Origin of the sequence: Streptomyces sp. GESEQ-4, assembly GCF_017948455.1 — a bacterium.
Lineage (GTDB): Bacteria > Actinomycetota > Actinomycetes > Streptomycetales > Streptomycetaceae > Streptomyces.
This window is the reverse complement of the sequence record NZ_JAFFSU010000004.1, coordinates 181,900-205,169: the sequence shown is the minus strand read 5'-3', so window position 1 is coordinate 205,169 and position 23,270 is coordinate 181,900. Positions and strand designations below refer to the sequence as shown.

Genomic DNA, 23,270 nt, shown 5'->3' with positions numbered 1-23,270 from the left:
AGGGTCGCCCCCCAAATGATGGCTGCACGCATGTCCTCCGGTACTGGTCCTTCTCGTACGTCCCTTACACGGCTCTACCGCACGGCTCTACGCGGCTGCGAGCTTGGCGGCCGAGTCCGCGTCGACGCAGGCCTGGATCACCGCGTCGAGTTCACCGTCCAGGACCTGGTCCAGGTTGTATGCCTTGAAGCCGACGCGGTGGTCCGAGAGGCGATTCTCCGGGAAGTTGTACGTACGGATCTTCTCGGAGCGGTCGACGGTGCGGACCTGGCTGCGGCGGGCGTCGGCGGCATTCTTCTCCGCCTCCTCCTGCGCCGCGGCGAGCAGCCTGGAGCGCAGGATACGCAGTGCCTGCTCCTTGTTCTGCAGCTGGCTCTTCTCGTTCTGGCAGGAGGCGACCACTCCGGTGGGAACGTGCGTGATGCGCACGGCGGAGTCGGTCGTGTTGACGGACTGTCCGCCGGGTCCGGAGGAGCGGTAGACGTCGATCCGCAGGTCGTTCGGGTTGATCTCGACGTCGACCTCCTCGGCCTCGGGCGTCACCAGCACACCGGCCGCGGAGGTGTGGATACGGCCCTGGGACTCGGTGGCCGGCACACGCTGGACGCGGTGCACGCCGCCCTCGTACTTCAGCCGCGCCCACACGCCCTGCCCCGGCTCGGTGGCGCCCTGGCCGCCCTTGGTCTTCACCGCGACCTGGACGTCCTTGTAGCCGCCCAGCTCGGACTCGGTGGCGTCGATGATCTCGGTCTTCCAGCCGACCCGCTCGGCGTACCGCAGATACATCCGCAGCAGGTCACCGGCGAACAGCGCGGACTCGTCGCCGCCCGCGCCCGCCTTGATCTCGAGGATCACGTCCTTGTCGTCGCTGGGGTCGCGCGGAACGAGGAGCAGCCGCAGCTTCTCCGTCAGCTCCTCACGCTGCTTCTCCAGCTCCTTCACCTCGGCGGCGAACTCCGGGTCGTCGGCGCCGAGTTCCCGGGCCGCCTCGATGTCGCCGCCCATCTGCTTCCAGGAGCGGAACGTGGCGACGATCGGGGTGAGCTCGGCGTAGCGCTTGTTCAGCTTGCGCGCGTTGGCCTGGTCGGAGTGGACCGACGGGTCGGCGAGCTTCTTCTCCAGGTCGGCGTGCTCGACGACGAGTTCCTCGACGGCCTCGAACATCTCTGGCTCCTGTTGTACGTACGTGGGTGAAGGGCGGACGACCAAAAACGCCGGTCCCGGCGCGCCGAAGAGGGGCGCGGCCGTGGACCGGCGAAATGGGGCTCGCTACTTCTTGGAGCCGGCAGCCTTGCCGAAGCGGGCCTCGAAGCGGGCCACACGGCCACCGGTGTCGAGGATCTTCTGCTTGCCCGTGTAGAACGGGTGGCACTCGGAGCAGACCTCGGCGCGGATCGCTCCGCTGGAGATCGTGCTGCGGGTGGTGAACGACGCGCCACAGGTGCAGCTGACCTGCGTCTCGACGTACTCGGGGTGGATGTCGCGCTTCAAGGGTGTCTCCTAGTTTCGGGAGGGCGCCGGGTCGCAGCCGCGGAGTGCTGCCGCGTGAACCGGGGCCGACTTACCAGTCTGCCAGGACTGGGGCCATCCCCCAAAACGAGGGGTGGGCGTCGTGTATTCCCTGCGGGCCGGTGGGGGCTTGTCGCGCAGTTCCCCGCGCCCCTAACCGGCGCTGACCACTCCGTTTGCCTGGCCTGTCGCCGTGCCTTTTGTTGCCGACTTCGGAATGGCCCTGTCGTTCTTGAGTGCCGTCCAGACCTGCTGGGCCTTGGTGTCGTCTACGAGGACGCGGTTGGCGTCGGCGGGGTCGTACTGGACCGGCATCGTGACCATGTGCATGTTCTTCGGGCTGATGCTCTTGAGGCCGCTCGCGAACGACATGAGGGAGTTGACCGAGCCGAGGTCGGAGTCGGTGGTGACGGCGTTGGTGGCGGTGTCGGCGAGGTCGTACAGCTTCTTCGGGTCGGTGAAGAGGCCGACGTCCTTGATCTGCTCGACGAGCGCCTTGATGAATGCCTGCTGGAGCTGGATGCGGCCGAGGTCGGAGCCGTCGCCGACGCCGTGCCGGGTGCGGACCAGGCCGAGTGCCTGCTCGCCGGTGAGCTGGTGGGTGCCGGCCGCGAGGTCCAGGTGGCTGTCGGGGTCCTCGATGGCCTTGCTGGTGGTGACCTTGACGCCGCCGAGCTCGTCGATGAGCTTCTGGAAGCCGCTGAAGTCGACCTCGAGGTAGTGGTCCATGCGCAGGTCGGTGAGCGACTCGACGGTCTTCACCGCGCAGGCCGCGCCGCCGGTGGTGTACGCCGAGTTGAACATGACGCCGGTAGCGGCGTCGTGGGTGTCGCCGTCGGTGTCGGTGCACTCGGGGCGGTCGATGAGGGTGTCGCGCGGGATGGAGACCACGCTGGCCTTCTTGTGGCCCTTGTAGACGTGCACGATCATCGCCGTGTCGGAGCGGGCGCTGCCGTCGTCGGCGCCGCCGCCGAGCTTCTGGTTGGAGCCGGAGCGGGTGTCGGAGCCCAGGACGAGGATGTTCTCGGAGCCGTTGTCGACCTTGGTCGGCCGGTTCGTGCCGAGGGCCTGGTCGATGTCGACGCTCTTGAGGTTGCCGTTGAGCTTGAAGTACACGTACCCGACGCCGGTGCCGCCCAGCACCACGATGCCGCCGGCCACCCAGGCCGTGACGAGCAGTCCCTTGCGGCGGTTGCCGCGGGGCTTGCGGCGGCGGCCCTTGGCGCGGTGGCGCGGGCCCGTGGACCCGGACTCACCCGGTATGCCGGGGTCCGGTGTGCTCTCGGCAGACATGTGCTCCTCGGTTCTCGTCGGGTCGGTTACCCCTCGCGTTCAGGGTCAGGCCCGGGCGAAGCGACATGTATCGCTCCATCTTCGCCCCGACCGGTCAGACGGGGAAACCCGGGAAAGGGTTGCACAACGCACTGTGCCCACCGCGTGGGGCGGTGGGCACAGTGTGTGACGCGTGGTGCTGGACGCACCCCGTTCACCTGCTGTTTCAGCCGAAGATGTCGTACTGCTTGAAGTCCGTCCCGACCGAGACCCTTGTGGCAAAGATCTCGCTCGTGGCCTTGCCGGTTCCCTTGTACAGGTAGAGCGTGCCGCCGGGCGTACGGGCCAGGAAGTCGGCCTTGCTGTCGCCGTTGACGTCACCGATGGCGTCGAAGGCGTTGTACGTCGTGTTGCTCCAGGTGCGCACCTTGACCCGGGCCGAGAAGGGGCTCGAGGCCTTGCCGGTTCCCTTGTACAGGTAGACGGCACCGGTGCTCCGGTTGCGCACGATCACGTCGGCCTTGCCGTCGGCGTTGAAGTCGCCCTTGCCGCGCAGGGTGTTGTACTGGTTCCAGCCCGTGCCCGAGCCGACCTGCGTACGGGCCGAGAAGGTGCCGTTGCCCTTGCCCGGGTAGAGCCACAGCTTGCCGCCGGAGTCCACGGACAGCAGGTCGGGCAGATAGTCGCCGGTCAGGTCGCCCGGGGTGGCGATCCGGGTGCGGGTCTTCCAGTTGTCGAAGATCTGCTTCTCGGTCCAGGTCTCCGTGGAGCGCACGTAGTGCATCCAGTAGACGTCACCGGTGGAGGCGACCCGGTACACGAAGTCCTGGACGCCGTCCCGGTCGAGGTCGGTCTGCAGGACGGTGTTGACGCCGCTCCAGTTGCCGAGGCTCTGCCGGGCGCCGAACGACGTGCCCTTGGAGTCCTTCTCGTAGCCCGTCTTCGTGGACGCGTTGCGCACGAAGAGGTCGGCCCTGCCGTCGGTGTAGCTCATGTTGGCGTCGTCGACCTGCGGGAAGGCGGCACCGACGTACGACTTCACCTTCGCGAAGACGCTGTACGCGCCCTTCTCGACGCAGTCCACGACACCCCAGGACACGACGCCCACGATGCGGTTGCCCACGACGAGCGGGCCGCCGGAGTCGCCGTTGCAGGCGGACGTCGTACCGCTGTCGCTGCCGCTGGCGGGCTTGCCCGCGCAGACCATGTGGCCCTTGACGAAGTCGGCGCCGTAGAAGTTCGCGCAGGTCGTGTCCGACTGGATCGGCAGCGTGGCCGTCTTCAGCGTCTCGGAGACGTCCTGAGTGGTGGAACTCGTACGACCCCAGCCGTAGACCTTGGCATTGGTCCCGGCGGCGTACGAGGCGGTGTCGGCGGACGTCGTCATGCGGATCGGCGTCGCCTTGACCGGCGTCGCCAGGGTGAGGACCGCGATGTCGTTGTCGATGGTCCGCGCGCTGTACGACGCGTGGCTCCACTGGCGCAGCGGCTGCGAGACCGTGCCGTTGGTGTTGCCCGACTCGTCGGGCAACGTCGAGGTCCCGGTCACCACCGCACCGTGGGCGGCCCAGTTGTAGCCCTTGACGCAGTGCGCGGCGGTCAGGATCTTCGTCGGCGAGACGACGGCGCCGCCGCAGAAGAAGCCGAGGTCGTTGGCCTCGTCGGAGTACCAGAGCTGGGCCATCCACGGCGCCGAGGTGATCGTCGTGGTGGACCCGCCGATGATCTTCGCGTCGATGGGGCCGCTGTTGCGGGCGCTCAGCGACGACTTGCCGGCCGTCTCCCCCGCGGAGTCGTCACCGGCGACCGCACCGGCGACCCGCTTCTGCAGCTCGGCGAGCGAGGCCGTGGCGATGGCGGGCTTGACCGTCGGCTTCGGAAGCGCCGTGGCGGCGTCGGCGGAGCTCGTCAGCAGCGCGGCGGCGACGGCCGCGGCCACACCGGCCGCCGTGAACGGAAGAGCGATCCGCAGCCTCCGTCTGTGCCGACCGCCCCCAGACATGGATGTACCCACTCAGGTCCCCCCTCGGGATCAGAAGTTCGGACCACAGATTCGAAAAACAGTCCGAGCCGCGTGATCGTACACCGTCCCGTACAACGCAGAGGGCCACCCCCTTGGCGGGGGTGGCCCTCTGTCAGTAGCGGACGTCAGTCGCCGTTACCGGGCGTCGGCGTCGTCTTCTGAATCTGCATCAGGAACTCGGCGTTCGACTTCGTCTGCTTCATCTTGTCGAGGAGCAGCTCCACCGCCTGCTGCTGGTCAAGGGCGTGCAGCACCCTCCGCAGCTTCCATACGATGGCCAGCTCGTCGTTGGCGAGCAGGATCTCTTCCTTACGGGTACCGGACGCGTCCACGTCCACCGCCGGGAAGATCCGCTTGTCCGCGAGCTTCCGGTCGAGCTTCAGCTCGGCGTTGCCCGTGCCCTTGAACTCCTCGAAGATCACCTCGTCCATGCGGGACCCGGTGTCGACGAGAGCCGTCGCGAGGATGGTGAGCGAGCCACCGTCCTCGATGTTCCGGGCCGCACCGAAGAAGCGCTTCGGCGGGTACAGCGCCGTCGAGTCGACACCACCGGAGAGGATACGACCGGAGGCCGGCGCGGCCAGGTTGTACGCACGGCCCAGACGCGTGATGGAGTCGAGCAGCACGACCACGTCATGGCCGAGCTCGACGAGCCGCTTGGCCCGCTCGATCGCCAGCTCCGCGACCGTCGTGTGGTCCTCGGCCGGGCGGTCGAAGGTCGAGGAGATGACCTCGCCCTTGACCGACCGCTGCATGTCGGTGACCTCTTCCGGACGTTCGTCGACCAGGACGACCATCAGGTGGCACTCGGGGTTGTTGTGCGTGATCGCGTTGGCGATCGCCTGCATGATCATGGTCTTGCCGGTCTTCGGCGGGGCCACGATCAGACCGCGCTGGCCCTTACCGATCGGTGCGACGAGGTCGATGATGCGGGTGGTGAGGATGCCCGGGTCCGTCTCCAGACGGAGGCGGTCCTGCGGGTACAGCGGCGTCAGCTTGTTGAACTCCGGGCGGCCACGCCCGGATTCGGGCGCCATGCCGTTCACGGAGTCGAGACGGACCAGCGCGTTGAACTTCTCGCGGCGCTCGCCGTCCTTCGGCTGACGGACCGCGCCGGTGACGTGGTCGCCCTTGCGCAGGCCGTTCTTACGGACCTGGGCGAGGGAGACGTACACGTCGTTCGGACCCGGCAGGTAGCCCGACGTACGGATGAAGGCGTAGTTGTCGAGGATGTCCAGGATGCCGGCGACCGGGATCAGGACGTCGTCCTCGGTGATCTGCGGCTCCTGGCCGCCCATCTCGTCGCGGCCACGCCGGCCACGGCGGTCGCGGTAGCGCCCGCGCCGGCCACGGCGTCCGCCCTCGAAGTCGTCGTCGTCCTGCGGGCCGTTGTCCCGCTGCTGGCGGTCCTGACGGTCCTGACGGCCGCCGCCGCCCTGCTGCTGGCCCTGCTGCCGCTGGCCGCCCTGGCCCTGCTGGTCGTCGCCCTTGCCGCGGCGGTCCCGGTCGCGGTCACGGCCGCGGTCCCGGCGGTCGCGGCGGCGGCCCTCGCCGCCGTCGGCGTCGGACTTGGCGTCGCCCTGCGTCTGCGGGGCGGGCGTCTCGGCCTTCGGCTCGCTCTTCGCCTCGGCGGCGACCGTCTCGGGGCTGCCCGCCTCGGCGGTGGCACGGCGACGGCGGCGCTCGGGGGCTTCCTCCGCCCCGCGCTCGGCTTCGGCGCGGGGGGTGCCCCCGGCCGGCTGGCCGGGAATCTCGATCTGCTGCTGGGCCACGGCCTTCGCGGCCGCGGCCTTCTTGTCGGCCTTCTCGGCGGGAGCGGAGTCCTCGCCGGTACGCGCCTTCGAGGTGGCGCGGCGCTTGGGCTTGGTCTCGGTGGCTGCCTCGGCGGACTTGGCCGGGGCACCCCCACCCGCCTGCGCCTCCTTGATGACCTCGATCAGCTGGCTCTTGCGCATGCGCCCTGTGCCCCTGATACCGAGGCCGGATGCGACCTGCTGCAGCTCGGCCAGCACCATGCCCTCGAGGCCGGTACCGCGGCGCCGCCGGGAGCCGGCACCGCTGGCAGGCGCGGAGGCGTCCGTGGCGGGCGCGGCAGCGGTCTCCTCGACACGTGCGCCCATCAGATCGGTGGTGTCGCTCACGAAGGGTCCTTCCCTGGAGCGGACGTCGGCCTGTCTGGCTCGGCGACCGGTTGTGCTGTCCGGCTTCGGTCCTTGCTGTGTGGACCGTGCCGGGGCGGTGGTCCGCCTAAGAGGCGGAGGAAATGGGTGATGGCGCTTCCCGCAGCTGTGGCACTGAGTGTCGGTGTCACAAGGCTTGGTCGCACCTGTTCCGGAGCGTGCCCGGCCAGTCGCTCAGTGCCCGCGTACGAGGTACGGCCCGCGTACGTCGTACGAAACACAGTGCGGCTTGGGAGGCTCCCGGAAGGATGTCTGTCCCGGACGGGGACACGAAGCACCTCGCCATGGTGGGGTCGGGTGCAGACTTGAGGTTAACACTACCGGATCCAACAAACATTCCCCCTCTCGAAATCCGGCAACCGTGTGTCAGGTCGCAAGCGGCAGCACGCTCGCTCCCTGGGCGTCGAGCTCGAGCCGGTTCGCGGCCCAGCCCTCGCCTGCCAGATCGGCCACCTTGTCGGCGCTATCGTCATCGGCCAGCGCCAGCACGGTGGGGCCCGCTCCGGAGATCACCGCGGGGATCCCATCGGCCCGCAGCCGCTCCACCAGCGCCGCGCTCTCCGGCATGGCCGGTGCGCGGTACTCCTGGTGGAGCCGGTCCTCGGTCGCGGGCAGCAGCAGCTCGGGGCGCCTGGTCAGGGCCTCGACGAGCAGGGCCGCTCGGCCCGCGTTGGTGGCGGCGTCGACGTGCGGCACGGTGCGCGGGAGCAGGCCGCGCGCGGTCTCGGTGAGGACCGGCTTACCGGGCACGAAAACCACCGGAACGATGGAATCGGCGGGCTCCATCCTGATCGCGCGCGCGGATCCCGCCTCCATCCAGGAGAGCGTGAATCCGCCGAGCAGACAGGCGGCCACATTGTCGGGGTGGCCCTCGATCTCGGTGGCGAGTTCCAGGAGGGCCGGGTCGTCGAGCTTGGAGTCTCCGCCTATGGTCACGGCGCGTGCGGCGACGATGCCGGCGCAGATGGCGGCCGACGAGGAGCCCAAGCCGCGGCCGTGCGGGATGCGGTTGGCGCAGACGATCTCCAGACCGCGCGGCTGCCCGCCGAGCAGATCGAAGGCCGTGCGCAGGGACCGTACGAGAAGGTGGTTCTCGTCACGCGGGAGCGTCTCGCCGCCTTCGCCCGCGATGTCGATGTGCAGCCCGGAGTCGGCCACCCGGACGACGACGTCGTCATAGAGCCCCAGCGACAGGCCGAGGGCGTCGAAGCCCGGGCCGAGGTTGGCGCTGGTGGCGGGGACGCGCACCCTGACAGCGGCGGCGCGGAAGGCTGGACCGGCCATCGCTCGATGACTCTCCTTGAGCTGCGTGATTGTCGAAGACATTCGATGACGTACGAGGAACCCCGCGGGCTGCTCCCGGCCTCACGGACGGGCGCTTCCGACGCCGCTGTCGGACCGCGGAGACGGCGCGGCACCGTGCCGGTGGACGGCATATGCGGCAGGCGGGTTCAGTACAGCCTATCGAAGGAAGGTTCTGTGGCGACATAGGGCGCACAGGAGGCGCACGATGCGTGTCGTAAGCCCCTTGTGCACCCCCTGTCGGGTTACCCCTCCTGACGCTGATCAGGCGAGGCCGAGGCGCTCGGCCGCCGTCGCCGCGTCGACCGGGACGGTGACGGGCTGCGGGGCGCCGGCGACGGCCCAGTCGGGGTCCTTCAGGCCGTTGCCGGTGACCGTGCAGACGATCGTCTGCCCCGGGTCGACCTTGCCCTGCTCGGCGGCCTTGAGCAGGCCGGCCACGGACGCGGCCGAGGCGGGCTCGACGAAAACGCCCTCCTGAGCGGCCAACAGCCGGTAGGCGCGCAGGATTTCACGGTCCGTCACCTCGTCGATGAACCCGCCCGACTCGTCCCGCGCGGCCAGGGCGTACTGCCAGGACGCGGGGTTGCCGATACGGATCGCGGTGGCGATGGTCGAGGGGTCCTTGACGATCTCGCCGCGCACGATCGGCGCGGAGCCGGAGGCCTGGAAGCCCCACATGCGCGGGGTCCGCCGCGCGACACCGTCGGCGGCGTACTCCTTGTAGCCCTTCCAGTACGCGGTGATGTTGCCCGCGTTGCCCACCGGCAGGACATGGATGTCGGGGGCGTCGCCCAGCATGTCCACGATCTCGAACGCGGCCGTCTTCTGCCCCTCGATCCGCACCGGGTTGACCGAATTGACCAGCGCCACCGGGTAGTTCTCGCTCAGCGCTCGAGCGAGCGTCAAGCAGTCGTCGAAGTTGCCGTCGACTTGGAGGATCTTCGCGCCGTGGACGAGCGCCTGCCCCATCTTGCCGAGCGCGATCTTGCCCTGCGGCACGAGAACGGCGGACACCATCCCCGCCCGTACGGCGTACGCGGCCGCGGAGGCGGACGTATTGCCCGTGGAGGCACAGATGACGGCCTTCGCGCCCTCCTCCTTGGCCTTGCTGATGGCCATGGTCATACCGCGGTCCTTGAAGGACCCGGTGGGGTTCGCGCCCTCCACCTTGAGGTGGACCTCGCACCCGGTGCGCTCGGAGAGCACCTGCGCGGGCACGAGGGGCGTGCCGCCCTCACGGAGCGTCACGACCGGCGTGGTGTCGGAAACCGGGAGACGGTCCCGGTACTCCTCGATGATGCCGCGCCACTGGTGGGTCATTGCTGGTTACTCTCCTTCAACCCGCATGATGCTGGCGACGCCCCGCACGGTGTCGAGCTTGCGCAACGCCTCGACGGTGCCGCCGAGGGCCGCGTCGGACGCACGGTGCGTGACGACGACGAGAGATGCCTCGCCGTCCTTCCCCTGCTGCCGAACCGTATCGATCGAGACACCGTGCTCGGCGAACACGGTGGCCACCTGGGCGAGAACACCCGGTTTGTCGGCGACGTCGAGGCTGATGTGGTAACGCGTGACGACCTCGCCCATGGAGGACACGGGCAGTGCGGCGTACGCCGACTCACCGGGCCCGGTGGCGCCGTTGATCCGGTTGCGGCAGACGGCGACGAGGTCGCCGAGGACGGCGGAGGCGGTCGGGGCACCGCCGGCGCCGGGGCCGTAGAACATCAACTGCCCGGCGGCGTCCGACTCGACGAACACCGCGTTGTACGCGCCGCGCACGGAGGCGAGCGGGTGGGTGAGCGGGATCATCGCGGGGTGCACGCGCGCGGTGACCGAGCCGCCGTCCGCGGCCCGCTCACAGATGGCGAGCAGCTTGATGGTGCAGCCGATCTGCTTGGCGGCGGCGAAGTCGGTGGCGGTGACCTCGGTCATGCCCTCGCGGTAGACGTCGTCGAGGCGCACGCGCGTGTGGAAGGCGATTCCGGCGAGGATGGCGGCCTTGGCGGCGGCGTCGAAGCCCTCGACGTCGGCGGTCGGGTCGGCCTCGGCGTATCCCAGGGCGGTGGCCTCGTCGAGGGCCTCCTGATACCCGGCCCCCGTGGAGTCCATCTTGTCGAGGATGAAGTTGGTCGTCCCATTGACGATCCCGAGCACGCGGTTGACCTTGTCGCCGGCGAGGGACTCGCGCAGCGGGCGGATCAGCGGGATGGCACCGGCGACGGCGGCCTCGTAGTAGAGGTCCTTGTTGTTCGCCTCCGCCGCGGCGTGCAGGTCGGCGCCGTCCTGGGCGAGGAGGGCCTTGTTGGCGGAGACGACGGAGGCGCCGTGCTCGAAGGCGGTGGTGATGAGGCTCCGGGCGGGCTCGATCCCGCCGATCACCTCGACGACGACGTCAATGTCACCGCGTTTGACGAGGGCGGTGGCGTCGGTGGTGATCAGCTCGGCGGGAATGCCCTCACGGACCTTGGAGGGCCGCCGTACGGCGACTCCCGCCAGCTCCACCGGGGCTCCGATGCGGGCGGCGAGGTCGTCGGCGTGCGTCGTCATGATGCGCGCCACCTCTGAGCCGACCACTCCACAGCCCAGCAGCGCCACCTTCAGCGGACGCGTACGCATCATCCGACCTCGTTTCCTCATACCGTCTTCGGTGGGACCAGTCTCACTCACCGGAATGGAGTTTCTGTCCTTTGTCCGGATCCTGAGACGTCTATTTCATTTCCGCGGGGGCGGAAGACAGGAGATCTTCCGCCCCTGGTGGTTACGGGTCATCCGACATCGAGACGCAGGAGGTCTTCCTCCGTCTCCCGGCGGACGATCACCCGGGCCTCGCCGTCCTGCACGGCGACGACGGGCGGCCGGAGAACGTGGTTGTAGTTGCTGGCCATGGACCGGCAGTAGGCACCCGTGGCCGGTACGGCGATGAGGTCACCCGGTGCCAGGTCGGACGGCAGGAACGCGTCCTTCACGACGATGTCGCCGCTCTCGCAGTGCTTGCCGACGACGCGGGCGAGCATGGGGGCGGCGTCGCTCGTACGGGAGACCAGGGCGACGCTGTACTCCGCGTCGTACAGCGCCGTACGGATGTTGTCGGACATGCCGCCGTCGACGGAGACGTATGTACGCAGGCCGTCCAGGGGCTTGATGGTGCCGACTTCGTAGAGCGTGAAGGCGGTCGGCCCGACGATGGCGCGCCCGGGCTCGACGGAGATACGGGGGGTGCTGAGGCGGGCGGCATCGCACTCACGGGTGACGATCTCGGTCAGCGCCTTGGCGATCTCGTGCGGTTCGCTGGGATCGTCGTCGCTCGTGTACGCGATGCCGAGCCCACCACCGAGGTCGATCTCGGGCAGCTCGACGCCGTGCTCGTCACGGATGTCCTTCAGCAGGCCCACGACCCGGTGCGCGGCGACCTCGAAGCCGGACATGTCGAAGATCTGCGACCCGATGTGGCTGTGAATCCCGATGAGTTCGAGCCCGTCGAGCTGAAGAGCACGCCGTACGGCCTCGGCGGCCTGCCCGCCCGCGAGCGGAATCCCGAACTTCTGGTCTTCATGGGCGGTGGCGATGAACTCATGCGTATGAGCCTCGACACCGACGGTGATACGGATCTGCACGCGCTGCCGCTTGCCGAGTTCCTGCGCGATGTGGGCGACGCGAACGATCTCCTGGAAGGAGTCGAGGACGATACGGCCGACGCCTGCCTCGATGGACCGGCGGATCTCGTCCGTGGACTTGTTGTTGCCGTGGAAGGCGATGCGGTCGGCGGGCATGCCGGCGGAGAGGGCGGTGGCGAGCTCGCCGCCGGAGCAGACGTCGAGGTTGAGCCCCTCCTCGTGCAGCCAGCGCACGACGGCCTTGGACAGGAAGGCCTTACCGGCGTAGAAGACGTCGGCGTCATGACCGAAGGCGGTACGCCAGGCACGCGCGCGTGCACGGAAGTCGGCCTCGTCGAGGATGTACGCGGGGGTGCCGTGCTGTTCGGCGAGGGTCTTGACGTCGATGCCGCCGACGGTGACGACACCGTCGGTGTCACGTCCGACGGTCTGGGCCCACACCTTGGAGTCGAGGGCGTTGAGGTCGGCGGGCGGCGCGGTGTAGTGGCCCTCGGGGAAGACGTCGGCGTGACGGGGCCCGGCGGGGTGTGCGGAACGGCTCATGTCGCGTGTTCTTTCAGAGGTGGTCGGGTGCGTCGATACCGAGCAGGGACAGGCCACCGGCCAGCACCGCCCCGGCGGCTTCGGCGAGCGCGAGCCGGGCACGGTGGGCGGCCGAGGGTTTCTCCTCGCCGATCGGCAGCACGGTGGGCACAAGAGCGGGGACGGCATCGGCGACGGTGACGAGGTGCCGGGCGAGACGGTCGGGGGCACGGTCCTCGGCGGCTGCGGCGAGGATGCGGGGGTGGTCCGCGAGGGTGTGGAGGAGGCGGGTGGGATCGTATGAGCCTTGGAACGCGCCGGCGCCGGGGGTCGGCCCGGGTTCGGCGCTGAAGCCGAGGTCGGCGGCGTTACGGCTGAGCGCCCGGGTGCGGGCGTGCGCGTAACGGACGCGGAAGAGGGGGTTGCCCTCACGCTGGACCAGATGCTCGTCGGTGATGCGGGGCCGGTCGTGGGCAGCGGGGTACAGCAGCGCCCAGCGGGCGGCGTCGGGGCCCAGGGGGAGGGGGTTGACGGGGGCGGGGATGGGGCGCACGGAGTAGGGCGGTGAGCCGGGGCTGCCCACGCCGTCGACGCGTACGCCGAGGATGTCGGTCCACTCGGGCTCGGGGCGGGCCTCGCAGCTGGTGCGGACGACGGCACCCTGCGAACGGAGGATGCGGGCGGTGGCGTCCATGACGACGACGGCGCGGACCTCGTGCGGGGCGTGCAGCGGCAGGAGCGGCTGGCGGTCAGGCCCCTCGGCGTGCCCGTACCGCTGCCCGCGCCGCAGGATCTCCTCGACGAGGGCCACGGGCGCGGCACCGCGCAGGCTGATGTTGAGAAACCCGGGCCCGGTGACGACGACATCGGAGACGGCGGCCGTATCGATCAGGTACGGCCGAAGGATCTCGGCGACCCGCAGCGGCGGCTGCCCGGCCGGGCGGGCGAGCTGAAGGGCGATGTTGGTGGCGTAGTCCCCACAGCCACCGGCCCCGGGAGCCGTCACAACAGCCCGCTCGGGCACGGTCACGCTCAGTTCCCCCTCATCGACAGCACGACGCACTGCGCGCAGCACGGTGCGGGAGAGCTCGACGGGGGTCACGGGACAAGCGTATGGGAGGAGGGGGGTGGGTAGGCGAGGCGGTTTCGGGGAGGGTCCGGGATGTGGACGGGGGTGAGACGGACGACCTCGATCAGCCGCCGGCTCGGCCGGCCCGCTCGGTCTCCCCCATACCGAGGACGTTCCCGAACAGGGGCCCGTCCTCCCCCTGCGCTCGCCCGCTCCGCTTCCGTTCGATCAACTGACGTACGAGCGCTACGAGTTCGGCGGGTTCGAAGGGTTTGGCGAGGAACGCGTCGACGCCGATGTCGAGGCCGCCGTCGACCTCGTACTGTGTACAGGCGCTGACGATGGCCAATGGCAGATCACGGGTCCGCGGATCGGCCCGCAGCCGTGCGGCGGTCCGCAGCCCGTCGAGTCGCGGCATGACGACATCCAGGGTGACCACATCGGGCCGCACCTGATGAATGACATCCAGACATTCGGCACCGTCGGCCGCGGTCACGACCTCGAGGCCCTCCAGCTCGAGATTGACCCTGATCAGCTGCCGGATGACCTTGTTGTCGTCGACAACAAGCACCCGGCCCGACGCGCCTGGCACAACTCGAGAGTAGGTCGGGACCGGCCACCGCGTCCGGGTTTTCCCCACTTCCACCCCCTGCGGGCGACGCTCTCCCCCCACGAAAACCGTTCATGAACACCCCGAAGGAGCTGGTAGGGTTCTACCCGTCACCGCGCAACGCGCCCGACACGCCCCCGTAGCTCAGGGGATAGAGCAACGGCCTCCGGAGCCGTGTGCGCAGGTTCGAATCCTGCCGGGGGCACCTTGGATCAGGTGCCCAAAGACCCCGCCATCAGCGCGTCAGCTGAGTGCGGGGTCTTCGCGTGTGCAGGCGTATGCAGCTCCCAGCGTGAACAGGGCTCCCTGTCGGCGGACGCGTGTCGACCTCTACGGCCGGTAGACGGCCCAGGTCTTGGGTGTCTCCGAGACCTTCACGGCGCTGAGTTCAGGCAGGTCATCGTGCCAGGTGTCGTAGATCCACTTGGCGAGGTTCTCGGCTGTCGGGGGGATACCCCCCCCCCATCGCTTCATTGAGGTGCCGGTGGTCGAGCGTCGCGTCGACCCATTTCTTGAAGGTGTCCAGGTCCCGGTAGTCGCGGACGAAGCCGGGCGGGGCGAGGGCGTGGTCGGCCGCCGAGAGTTCGAGCACGACCACGTAGTTGTGGCCGTGGAGGCGGGCGCAGGGGTGCCAGGAGGGGAGCGTGTCCAGGACATGGCTGGCGGAGAAGTGGAACTCCTTGCTTATGGTGAACATGCCGATCCCATCTCCTCCGCTCCCCCGTTGGGATTTTGGGACCCCTGCCGGTCTCGCACTGTAGTCGGTCAGCCTGCCCCGGCCTCTCCCTCGTCAAGGCCGCTGTCGTGAAGCAGGGCCCGGTTCAGAGGCACGTCGGTCAGGTACCGCGCCCGCAGGACCGGGTCGTCAATGCTGTCCGCCTTGCGCAGCACCTCGGCACGGGCTCTGCCCAGCAGGTCGCGGACCTCGCTCCCGCTGGCCTCGGCCCGCAGAGCCCGGGCCGCGTGATACAGAACCTCTTCCGTACGCAGGGCCGGCATGTCCCCGTGCTCGGCGAGCAGGGCGAGCGCGTGGCGGCCGTCGCGGGCGGCCGGCTCCGTCTCGCCGTCCTGCAGATGGATCCGGCTGCGCAGCACATATCCGGCGATCTCGCTGCGCACCATGCCACTGTCGCGGGTGTCGACGAGCGTGTCCTCACACAGCCGCCGAGCCAGGCTCCTGTCGTGGCCGGTGGCGAGGAGGACCTCGACGTACAGGTTGCGCACGATCGGTACCAGGTTGACCAGCCAGGTGCGCTGGGTCTCCACCCAGGCGTTCCGCGCGCGCTCGATCGCTTCGCCGTGGCGAGCGGGATCATGGGTGAGCAGCGTGGCGAGGAGGGCGTTGTTGTATGCGTGCCAGCCACTGTCACCACCGCGCTCCTCCTCGAAATCCAGAGCCTCACGCAGCACCGTGCCCGCTTCCTCCCATGAGCCGGTGGACAGGTGGAGCTGGGCGAGATAGTTCAGCGCTATGGGCAGCTCGGCGCGGAGGGTCTCACCTCTCAGCCGCTCGGTGCAGCGCAGCAGCCGCTGCCGGGCTTCGCCGAGCCGACCCGCGTCGAAGAGGTTGACCCCGATCTGCATCTCGTTGAGATTGCGGGCGTGCTGCAGTACGGGGTTCTCCGCCTCGCCGAGGCGCGGGTCCGAGGCGTACAGCCGCTCGGCGTCCAGGAGCACCCGCAGACCTGCGTGCAGATCGCGTTTGGGCAGCTGGCGTCCGTATTCGACCATCGCCACGAAGAGCGCCTGACGGCCTGCCTCGCCACACTCCCGGGCGCGTTCGACTGCCTCTTCGAGCTTGGCGAGGGAGGGTCGGACACCGTGGACGGCCAGCAGTGTCTTGCCACGCAGCAGGGTGGTGCGGGCGATGAGCAGTTGGTCCCCGAGGCGGTGTGCCGCCTGCTCCGCCTCGGCGGCCAAGGCGTCGATTCCCATGCTCTCCCGCTCGCCCTCGCCTCCCTTCCAGCGCACCTCAGTGATGCTGAGCAACAGCTCGATCGCCTCCACCAGACGGCGATCGCGCTCCGGACGGCCGGCGGGCATCAGCCGGGCGGACTCGATCGCCGTCCGGCAGTGCTGTTCGGCCTGGGCGAAGGAGAGATCCTCGACCGCCACGGAACGGGCCAGGCCGTAGTGGGCGGCGGCTGCCTGCGCGGCATACGCGGGCCCGGCCTGCAGGAAGTGATCGGCGATCAGCACGCGCAACTCGAGCGGAGCGGCGCCCCCGTCGACTCCTGGCAGGCGTGGGAGTGCTTCGGCGATGTCCGCATGCCGTTGCCGGCGGGCGCCTTCCGACTGTTCGCCGCGGATACCCCTTTGCAGGACCCGGTGCTCGAAGTCGTACCAGTCGGTCCCCAGACCGGCTGCCCAGTCGGGGACCTCGTCCCGGGGCCGACAGCGAATCAGGCCGTGCTCGCGCTCGATACGGTGCAGCAGGTCCTGGACCTGGATCCGTGGCGAGCCGGACACCTCGGCGAGTGTGTGTGCGAAGAAGAACTCGCCCATGGTGGCGCCGGTGACCAGGAGTTCGCAGGCAGCCGGGTCCAGCTGCCGGAAACGGTCCAGCACGGCCGCGGGAAGGCTCCCCGGCAGCGGCACCCGGACACCGTCTTCGGGTCGCCACAGCCTCAGGCACTGCTCGACGAAGATCGGATGGCCGCCCGTCGCCCCGGTCAACCGGACGGCGAAGTCCGCGGGAGCAGGGTGGCTCCGAAGCCTGGCGTCGACCAGTTCCCTGACAGCCCAGGTAGGCAGCGGCGGCAGCGTGTGGCGGGACACGAGTTCCGCGTGATCCCTCTGCCAGGCGTCCAGTAGCTGGTCCACCGCCCTCCCGTTCCCCTCGGCTGCGGCATACAGGCCGAGACCGAGGACAAGACCGAGCGGTTCACCCTCGATTCTGGGCAGCAACAGGTGCAGGAACTCCAGGGTCGACACATCGCACAGCTGGATGTCGTCCACCATCAGGAGCAAGGGCCGATCCGCGCGCGCCTGTTGCAACAGCACGTCGATCAGCTGCCGGGTCACGGTGCTCTGCACGGGCAGGAGACTGTCGCCCGGGATGGACCCGGTGGCTACGGTGGCCTCGGCGAACACCCGCCCTGCCGCGACCACCGCGCCGAGCCCCGGAACCGCGGCGGACAGCAGGTCGGGGGCGGCCGCCAGCGCACCACGGGCCGCCGTCCGCCGGAAGCCGGCCAGCCGCCTGCGGCCCTGTGCGGGACGGTCCAGTGCGTGCAGAGCGTCCAGGACGGGTCCGTACGGCCGCCGCGAACCGATGCCGGGCGCGGCCCGCACGAATACCACCCGGCAGGGCTGCTCCTGGGAATCCGGAGAGGTGCCCAGGCGGCGGGCGAACTCACCCAACAGAGACGATTTACCCATCCCCGAGTCGCCCTCGACGAACAGCACACTCGAGCGTCCTTCCGCCAGGGCGGTCGCCGCGCTCTCGAGCCTGGCCAGGCTCTCCTCCCGGTCGACGAACACCGTCACCCCGCGCCCCCGTTCATCTCACCCGCCACCTGCGCCTCGGCACCAACTGCCTGCACCCTACGGCCCTTTGTCGGTGTGCCAGATGAGTGATCCACAAGTGGCCGAAACCGTACTCCCCGCCGTCGGGCCTAGGACCTTCGCCCCATGTGCACCGGGGCCGTGCTGCTTAAGGTCGGCGCTCATGGAATCTGCGGAGATCATTCGTCGCGATGCGGCAGAGCGCACGCGCGACGTGCTGGAACGGCTTGGCGCGGAGCGTGACATGTGGGTGTCGACGGCCCATCCTGATCACGGTCCGCACCAGGTGCCGCTGTGGTTTCTGTGGGACGGGCAGGCGGTGTGGATGTGTACCGGGGCGGGCTCCGTGACCGTGCGCAACGTGCGTGAGGAGCCGCGTGTGCGGCTGGCGCTGCCGGATAGTTTCGATGTGGTGCTGCTGCAAGGGGAGGCGGAGTGCTATCCCGCGCGGGAGGTGCCGAAGGATGCCGCGGATGCGTTCGCGGGCAAGTTCGGTTGGGATCCGCGTACGGAAGAGGCGCACTTTGTGTATCTGCGCGTGGTGCCGCGGACGGTGCGCGCCTGGCGGGGAGAACCGGAGCTGCGGGGCAGGGTCGTCATGCGTGACGGGGTGTGGCTGGCGGTAGCTCAGGCGTAGTTCGGTTCGAATGTCAGGACGGCCGTAGCCGGACGGTAATGCGGTGGCAGTGGTTCGCTGCCTGCTGCTTGGATGCCTGGCGTGACGTCTGTGGATCTTGATGGTGGTCGTGAACTGCTGGGCCGGCTTGAGCGGTATTACGACGCGGTGCCTCGCTCCGGCGCTCGGGTCGAGGACTTGGGGCCGCTGAGGTTGTTCGTCCGGGAGGGGCAGGGCTGGCCCTTCTACGCACGTCCGGCGCTGGGGTGGTCCGGGCCGGTGAGTGCGGCGGATGTGAGGCGGGTGCGTTCTCGGCAGCGGGAGTTGGGTGTTCCGGAGAGCTTCGAGTGGGTTGCCGAGACCACGCCTGGGCTGCGGGACGCGGCTGAGGGGACAGGGCTTGTGGTGCATGAGCATCCCTTGATGGTGCTCGGCTCCGATGTGCCGACCCCCGTTGTGCCAGATGTGGCCGGCAGCATGGTGGTGCGGACGGTGGGACCGGGCGATCCCGTGCTGCCGAGCGCGCTGGCCGTCCCTCACCTGGCCTTCGGCGATCCCGGAACCGGCGTCGGTGCGGCGGGCGTCGCGGAGTTGAGGGAGGCGGTGCGGAGCCGCGCCGATGACGGGACGGTGGAACGTGCGGCGGCGCGCATTCTGGCCGGCCTGACGTGCGTTGCCGCCGCTGTGGACGACGGAATGGCGTTGTGCGCCGGTCAGCACCAGCCGGTGGGGGCGGTCAGTGAGATCGTCGGGGTGGGAACCCTGCCGACCGCGCGCCGCCGGGGTCTTGCGCTCGCGGTCACCGCGGCGCTGATAGCCGACGCACGCTCACGAGGCGTCGAGACCGTCTTCTTGTCCGCGGGCGACGACGACGTCGCCCGGATCTACGCCCGGCTCGGCTTCCGCCGCGTGGCCACCGCACTGATCGCCGCGCCCGCCGAGTAGTGAGATGCCGGCCGGCGTCGCTGTGACACGAGGAGTTGGCGGCGCGGAAGCGAGCGCGAGCAAGCGAGCCAGTCACTTGCCGTACCGGAAACTCTCCCCTTTCCGCACTGGAAACCAGCCGCTACTCTTTCCGTCATGGAAACTAGCGGAGCACGACTGACGCCGGAGCAGGCCCGTTCCGCCCTGGCGGACACCGAGCACGTCCGGGCCTCTGCCGCGGCGCTGTCGGCCACACCCTGGCCGAACTGGTTCTTCGTCACGCTCACGCTCTACACCGCCGCGATCCCGATCACGTTCGGAGGCCTCATGGCCGACCCGGACTGGCTGCTGCCGCGCTCCGCGTGGTTGGCCATCATGCTGCCGAGCACCGCGGTGTACCTGGCGCTCTTCGCCGTCGCGGGGAAGGCATGGCGCACCAAGACCGGGGTGGCGCTGCGGTTCGACGTGCTGCCGAAGCGGGCGACCGTGCCGCTCATCGTCGGCCTGCCCGTGCTGCTGGTGGGGGCGGCGTTCGTGTTCCGCGTCACGGGACGGCCGGTGTGGCTGATCGCGGCCTCGCTGATCGGTGCCGCGGTGTCCGTCGGCTTCCACCTCGCTTTCGTCCGTCTGCACCGGAAGACAGCGTGAGCGCCGAAAACCACGACGTTGCCGAGAACCACGACGTCCTGGAGGGTTTCGACACCACCATCCACGCCCCGAACCGGCTGCGCATCTGCGCTCTGCTGGACACCGCGGGCGAGGCGGAGTTCGGCCTGGTCCAAAAGCAACTCGACCTCTCCGCCTCCGCGTTGAGCAAGCACGTCACCGTGCTGATGGACGCGGGCTACGTCGAGCAGCGCAAGGCCGTCCGCGACACCCGGCAGCGCGTGTGGCTCCGGCTGACCCGGCGGGGCCGGGATGCCTACCGGGGGCACCTTGCGGCGCTGAGGGCGATCGTGGGGCCGGCAGATCCGGCTCTCTGACCAGGACCGGAGCCGGTGAGCCTCACCGTCCTGCGGGCGCGAGGGCTACGCGGTCCGGGCGGCGGACAAGCCTCGCCAGCAGCCCGTGGCGCGGGGCCAGGCACCAGGTGAGGATGAAGATGCCGGTGAGGACCACGACCACGGAGCCGCCGGCGGCGAGGTCGTAGGCGTACGAGACGTACAGGCCCGCGACGCTTCCGGTGCCGCCGATGAGCGAGGCCAGCAGGGTCATGGCCCAGAGCCGGTCGGTGAGCATACGGGCGGTGGCGGCGGGGGTGATGAGGAGGGCGAGGACGAGGATGTTGCCGACCGCTTCCAGGGACATCACGATCGTCGTGGTGACGACGACGTAGAGCGCCAGGTCGAGGCGGAACACCGGCAGGCCCGCCGCGCGTGCCGTCTCGCGGTCCAGGCTGACGGCGACCAGTTCCTTGCCGATCGCCAGGACGACGAGCACGAGTACGGCGCCGATGGCTGCCACGGTCCACACGTCCGAGTCGCTGACCGCGAGGACCTGTCCGAAGAGGAAGGAGGACAGGTCGGTCGTCCAGCTGTCGCGTGTGGACACCAGGACGATGCCCAGTCCGAAGGCGAAGGCGAAGAAGACGCCGATGACGGTGTCCTCTTTCAGCCGTCGGTTCTGGGAGACGAAGGCGATGAGGACGGCCGTGGTGATGCCGGCCGCGGCGCCGCCCAGGAGGAGGTTGCCCTCGAAGGCGTAGGCGAGCGCGACGCCCGGGAACGCGGAGTGGGCGACCGCGTCGCCGATGAACGCCATGCCGCGCAGCACGACGTACACGCCGACGACACCGCATACGAGGCCGATGATCGCGGCGACGGCGAACGCCCGCTGCATGAAGGGCAGTTGCCAGGGATCCGTGAGGAACTCGATCACGCTACGGCTCCGATCGCGCGGTCCAGGCCGAACGCCCGCAGCATCTGGCCGGGGTCGGCGAGGAGTTCGGGGCCGCCGTCGGCCACGATCGTGCCGTTGATCAACGCCACCCGGTGGCAGGTGCGGGCGGCGGCTGCCAGGTCGTGGGTGGTCATCAGCAGGGCTCTGCCTTCCGTGGCCAGGCGGCCGAACAACTCGTTCAGCAGATCCTGGGTGGGGACGTCGACGCCGGTGAACGGCTCGTCGAGGAGGAGGATGCGCGGGCCGGCGGCCAGGGCGCGGGCCACCAGGACCCGCTGGCGCTGGCCTCCGGAGAGTTCGCCGATCGGGCGCCGGCGCAGCTCGGTGAGTCCGGTCAACTCCAGTGCCTCGGCCACGGCCGCCCGGCCCGCCGCGCCCGGACGGCGCAGCCAGCCCGTCTGCCGGGTGCGGCCGGTGAGGACCGCGCCGGCGACGTCGATGGGGAAGTCCCAGGCGAACTCGTGCCGTTGGGGTACGTATCCGATGCGCTGCCCGGCCCGGCGGCCGGTCCTGCCCTCCACCGTCACCTCTCCCCCGGCCAGCGGCACCAGCCCGAGCACGGCCCGCAGCAGCGTCGTCTTGCCCGCGCCGTTCGGGCCGATGAGACCGACCAACTCGCCCGCGTCGACGGACAGATCGGCCCGCTCCAGGGCGACCCTCCCGCCGAGTACGACGGTGGCGCCCGCTACCCGCAGCAGCGGACCCGGGCTGTCGGGCACGCCGTCGGCCGGTCTGTCAGCCACGTGCGGTCCTCCTGCGTCGGACGGCCAGCACGGACGCGGCACCCAGGGCGGTGAGCGCTGCGGCCGCGGTTCCGAGCAGCATCGCCTGGCCCGCGCCGGTGGAGGCCATCGAGCCGTCCGCCGAGGAGCCGCCGGTGGAGTCGGAATCCGTGCCTGACGCCGCTGTGCCCGTCGAATCCGAGGAGCCGGATGTCCCGGAGCTACCAGAAGTCCCCGAGCCGTCGCCCGGCTTGACCGCCGACGGGTCGCTGTCGCCGACCACGAACGTCACCGTCTCCGTGTCCGACACCTTCGTACCGTTCGCCAGCGTGCCGCTCATCTTGAAGGTCAGCCGGTACGTCCCCTCCTTGGTGAACGCCCAGCCGCCGTGCGCGTGCGTGTTGGCGGCCACGTCGAAGGAGTCCGGCACCCCGTCCTTGCTGTTGAACAGGACATCGGCGCCCGACATCGCGTCGTAGGTGTAGAGCGCGTAGGTCCCCGGGCCCTCGACCGCGGTGAGCGAGAACTTCACGCCCCCCTTGGTCGCCCCCGCCTCGATGTTGTCCGTGGACCAGCCGGGCCACAGCAGCCCGTCCTGCTGCACCTGGTCGAGCAGCCACACCGGGTCGCCGCCCTTGCCGAGGAACGCGAACTCCTCGTTGTCCGGCAGGGTGTTCTTGGCGGCGGGCTTGACGTGCAGGACCACGGAGGAGGGCTCGCGCCAGGTGGTCTTCCCCGAGACCGTGCCGTCCTTGACGTGGATCTGTAGTTTGCCGGCGACGACACGGGCGGCGAAGTCGACATGGCCCTCGTCGAGAACCTTCGTGTCGGACGCGACGTCGGCGGAAGCTGCGGTGGCGGCCAGGCGGCTGCGCCGCTCGGTCTCGGCCGCCTGCGTCACGGCCTTCGCGGCAGCCGTCGGAGTCCGCCCCTCCTCGGCGGGAGGCTCCTCGACGACCGGCACCTCCGGTGCCGTACCCCCGCCCTCCGCGTCCCCGACCACCACCGTGTACACGGTCCCGACTGACAGCTCCCGCCCGTCGGCCGCCGTAGCCTCCGCCGTGAAGATGACCTGGTACGTACCGTCCTCGCTGAACTCCCAGCGAGTGTCCCCCTGTTGGCCCACCGGCAGCTCACGCTCGTCGGGCAGCTCGTCAGCACTGTCGAACAGCGGCACCCCCTCATCGCCCGAGTACACCTTCAGGTCACCCGGCCCGTCGAGCCCGCTCAGCGACCACCGCACCGCGTCCCCGACGACCGCACCCTCGGGCACACCGGTCGTGTCCCACCCGGGCGCCGACGCGTCAGCCACCCCCGCACCGCCGACCTCGATCACATGGGCCCGGTCCGCCGGGTCCAGCGTCAGCGCCCCGCCCCCGTAGGCGATCCGGCCGAGTCCGGTCCCGGCTGCCGTACCGTCATCCGCGACGGCGACCCCGCCCCCTGCCAGCGTGACCGCGAGGACCACCGCCACGGCGACCCTCTGTACTGTCCGCAC

General features: G+C 69.9%; 19 protein-coding genes, 1 tRNA gene and 1 pseudogene. 5 read left to right on the top strand and 16 right to left on the bottom strand.

What is annotated here, in order from left to right:
* Nucleotides 1-87 precede the first annotated feature (87 nt).
* The 11 genes from prfA to KCH48_RS11015 all read right to left on the bottom strand — a co-directional run bounded on the left by prfA (nucleotide 88) and on the right by KCH48_RS11015 (nucleotide 14,134).
* The gene (gene prfA, locus KCH48_RS11065; RefSeq protein WP_210572571.1) at nucleotides 88-1,164 is read right to left on the bottom strand and encodes a peptide chain release factor 1; all 1,077 of its coding nucleotides are present in this window, start codon (nucleotides 1,162-1,164) and stop codon (nucleotides 88-90) included.
* Between the two features lie 105 nt (nucleotides 1,165-1,269).
* Nucleotides 1,270-1,491, bottom strand: coding sequence for a 50S ribosomal protein L31 (gene rpmE / locus KCH48_RS11060; RefSeq protein WP_145867232.1), 222 nt, complete (start codon nucleotides 1,489-1,491; stop codon nucleotides 1,270-1,272).
* A 171-nt stretch (nucleotides 1,492-1,662) separates the two neighbouring features.
* Nucleotides 1,663-2,802: an LCP family protein gene (locus KCH48_RS11055; RefSeq protein ID WP_210572569.1), complete on the bottom strand. Its 1,140-nt coding sequence runs from the start codon at nucleotides 2,800-2,802 to the stop codon at nucleotides 1,663-1,665.
* Nucleotides 2,803-3,007: 205 nt separating this feature from the next.
* The gene (locus KCH48_RS11050) at nucleotides 3,008-4,783 is read right to left on the bottom strand and encodes a trypsin-like serine protease (protein WP_210572566.1); all 1,776 of its coding nucleotides are present in this window, start codon (nucleotides 4,781-4,783) and stop codon (nucleotides 3,008-3,010) included.
* Nucleotides 4,784-4,929: 146 nt separating this feature from the next.
* Nucleotides 4,930-6,945, bottom strand: a complete 2,016-nt coding sequence (gene rho, locus KCH48_RS11045) for a transcription termination factor Rho (protein WP_210572562.1) — start codon at nucleotides 6,943-6,945, stop codon at nucleotides 4,930-4,932.
* Nucleotides 6,946-7,350: 405 nt separating this feature from the next.
* Nucleotides 7,351-8,268, bottom strand: a complete 918-nt coding sequence (gene thrB / locus KCH48_RS11040; protein ID WP_210572561.1) for a homoserine kinase — start codon at nucleotides 8,266-8,268, stop codon at nucleotides 7,351-7,353.
* 282 nt (nucleotides 8,269-8,550) lie between these two features.
* Nucleotides 8,551-9,609: a threonine synthase gene (thrC, locus tag KCH48_RS11035; RefSeq protein ID WP_210572558.1), complete on the bottom strand. Its 1,059-nt coding sequence runs from the start codon at nucleotides 9,607-9,609 to the stop codon at nucleotides 8,551-8,553.
* Between the two features lie 6 nt (nucleotides 9,610-9,615).
* Nucleotides 9,616-10,908, bottom strand: a complete 1,293-nt coding sequence (locus tag KCH48_RS11030) for a homoserine dehydrogenase (protein WP_210572555.1) — start codon at nucleotides 10,906-10,908, stop codon at nucleotides 9,616-9,618.
* Nucleotides 10,909-11,054: 146 nt separating this feature from the next.
* Nucleotides 11,055-12,446, bottom strand: a complete 1,392-nt coding sequence (gene lysA, locus KCH48_RS11025) for a diaminopimelate decarboxylase (protein ID WP_210572553.1) — start codon at nucleotides 12,444-12,446, stop codon at nucleotides 11,055-11,057.
* A 13-nt stretch (nucleotides 12,447-12,459) separates the two neighbouring features.
* Nucleotides 12,460-13,527 carry an ArgS-related anticodon-binding protein NrtL gene (gene nrtL / locus KCH48_RS11020; RefSeq protein WP_210572551.1) on the bottom strand — a complete coding sequence of 356 codons (1,068 nt, stop codon included), beginning with the start codon at nucleotides 13,525-13,527 and terminating at the stop codon, nucleotides 12,460-12,462.
* A gap of 91 nt (nucleotides 13,528-13,618) precedes the next feature.
* Nucleotides 13,619-14,134 (bottom strand): response regulator, encoded by a 516-nt coding sequence (locus tag KCH48_RS11015; RefSeq protein WP_307840858.1) that lies wholly within the window; start codon nucleotides 14,132-14,134, stop codon nucleotides 13,619-13,621.
* A 103-nt stretch (nucleotides 14,135-14,237) separates the two neighbouring features.
* Between KCH48_RS11015 and KCH48_RS11010 the strand changes: the two genes are divergently transcribed.
* A tRNA-Arg gene (locus KCH48_RS11010) sits at nucleotides 14,238-14,309 on the top strand.
* Between the two features lie 125 nt (nucleotides 14,310-14,434).
* Here KCH48_RS11010 and KCH48_RS11005 read toward each other — a convergent pair.
* Nucleotides 14,435-14,801 (bottom strand): annotated as a pseudogene (locus KCH48_RS11005) (6-pyruvoyl tetrahydropterin synthase family protein).
* Between the two features lie 68 nt (nucleotides 14,802-14,869).
* A complete protein-coding gene (locus KCH48_RS11000) occupies nucleotides 14,870-17,593 on the bottom strand; it encodes an AAA family ATPase (protein WP_307840857.1) in 2,724 nt (907 codons plus the stop codon).
* Between the two features lie 181 nt (nucleotides 17,594-17,774).
* Here KCH48_RS11000 and KCH48_RS10995 point away from each other — a divergent pair, with 181 nt between their 5' ends.
* The 4 genes from KCH48_RS10995 (at nucleotide 17,775) to KCH48_RS10980 (ending at nucleotide 20,134) form a co-directional block, all read left to right on the top strand.
* Entirely contained in the window at nucleotides 17,775-18,248 is a 474-nt protein-coding gene (locus tag KCH48_RS10995) for a pyridoxamine 5'-phosphate oxidase family protein (protein WP_210572547.1), read from the top strand.
* Nucleotides 18,249-18,320: 72 nt separating this feature from the next.
* Nucleotides 18,321-19,172: a GNAT family N-acetyltransferase gene (locus KCH48_RS10990; protein ID WP_210572545.1), complete on the top strand. Its 852-nt coding sequence runs from the start codon at nucleotides 18,321-18,323 to the stop codon at nucleotides 19,170-19,172.
* A gap of 135 nt (nucleotides 19,173-19,307) precedes the next feature.
* Nucleotides 19,308-19,799, top strand: coding sequence for a hypothetical protein (locus KCH48_RS10985; RefSeq protein ID WP_210572544.1), 492 nt, complete (start codon nucleotides 19,308-19,310; stop codon nucleotides 19,797-19,799).
* On the top strand, nucleotides 19,796-20,134 hold the full coding sequence (locus KCH48_RS10980) for a transcriptional regulator (RefSeq protein WP_307840854.1): 339 nt from the start codon (nucleotides 19,796-19,798) through the stop codon (nucleotides 20,132-20,134). The genes KCH48_RS10985 and KCH48_RS10980 overlap by 4 nt, the downstream gene beginning before the upstream one ends.
* Before the next feature lie 22 nt (nucleotides 20,135-20,156).
* On the opposite strand, the gene KCH48_RS10975 is transcribed toward KCH48_RS10980, so the two are convergent.
* Genes KCH48_RS10975 through KCH48_RS10965 form a run of 3 tightly spaced genes read right to left on the bottom strand, consistent with a single transcriptional unit; the run spans nucleotide 20,157 to nucleotide 23,270 of the window.
* Nucleotides 20,157-21,029: an anchored repeat-type ABC transporter permease subunit gene (locus tag KCH48_RS10975; RefSeq protein ID WP_307840853.1), complete on the bottom strand. Its 873-nt coding sequence runs from the start codon at nucleotides 21,027-21,029 to the stop codon at nucleotides 20,157-20,159.
* Nucleotides 21,026-21,793, bottom strand: coding sequence for an anchored repeat-type ABC transporter ATP-binding subunit (locus tag KCH48_RS10970; protein WP_374104669.1), 768 nt, complete (start codon nucleotides 21,791-21,793; stop codon nucleotides 21,026-21,028). Before KCH48_RS10970 ends, KCH48_RS10975 begins: the two co-directional genes overlap by 4 nt.
* Complete coding sequence (locus tag KCH48_RS10965; protein ID WP_210572542.1) at nucleotides 21,786-23,270, bottom strand: TIGR03773 family transporter-associated surface protein; 1,485 nt, start codon at nucleotides 23,268-23,270, stop codon at nucleotides 21,786-21,788. The genes KCH48_RS10970 and KCH48_RS10965 overlap by 8 nt, the downstream gene beginning before the upstream one ends.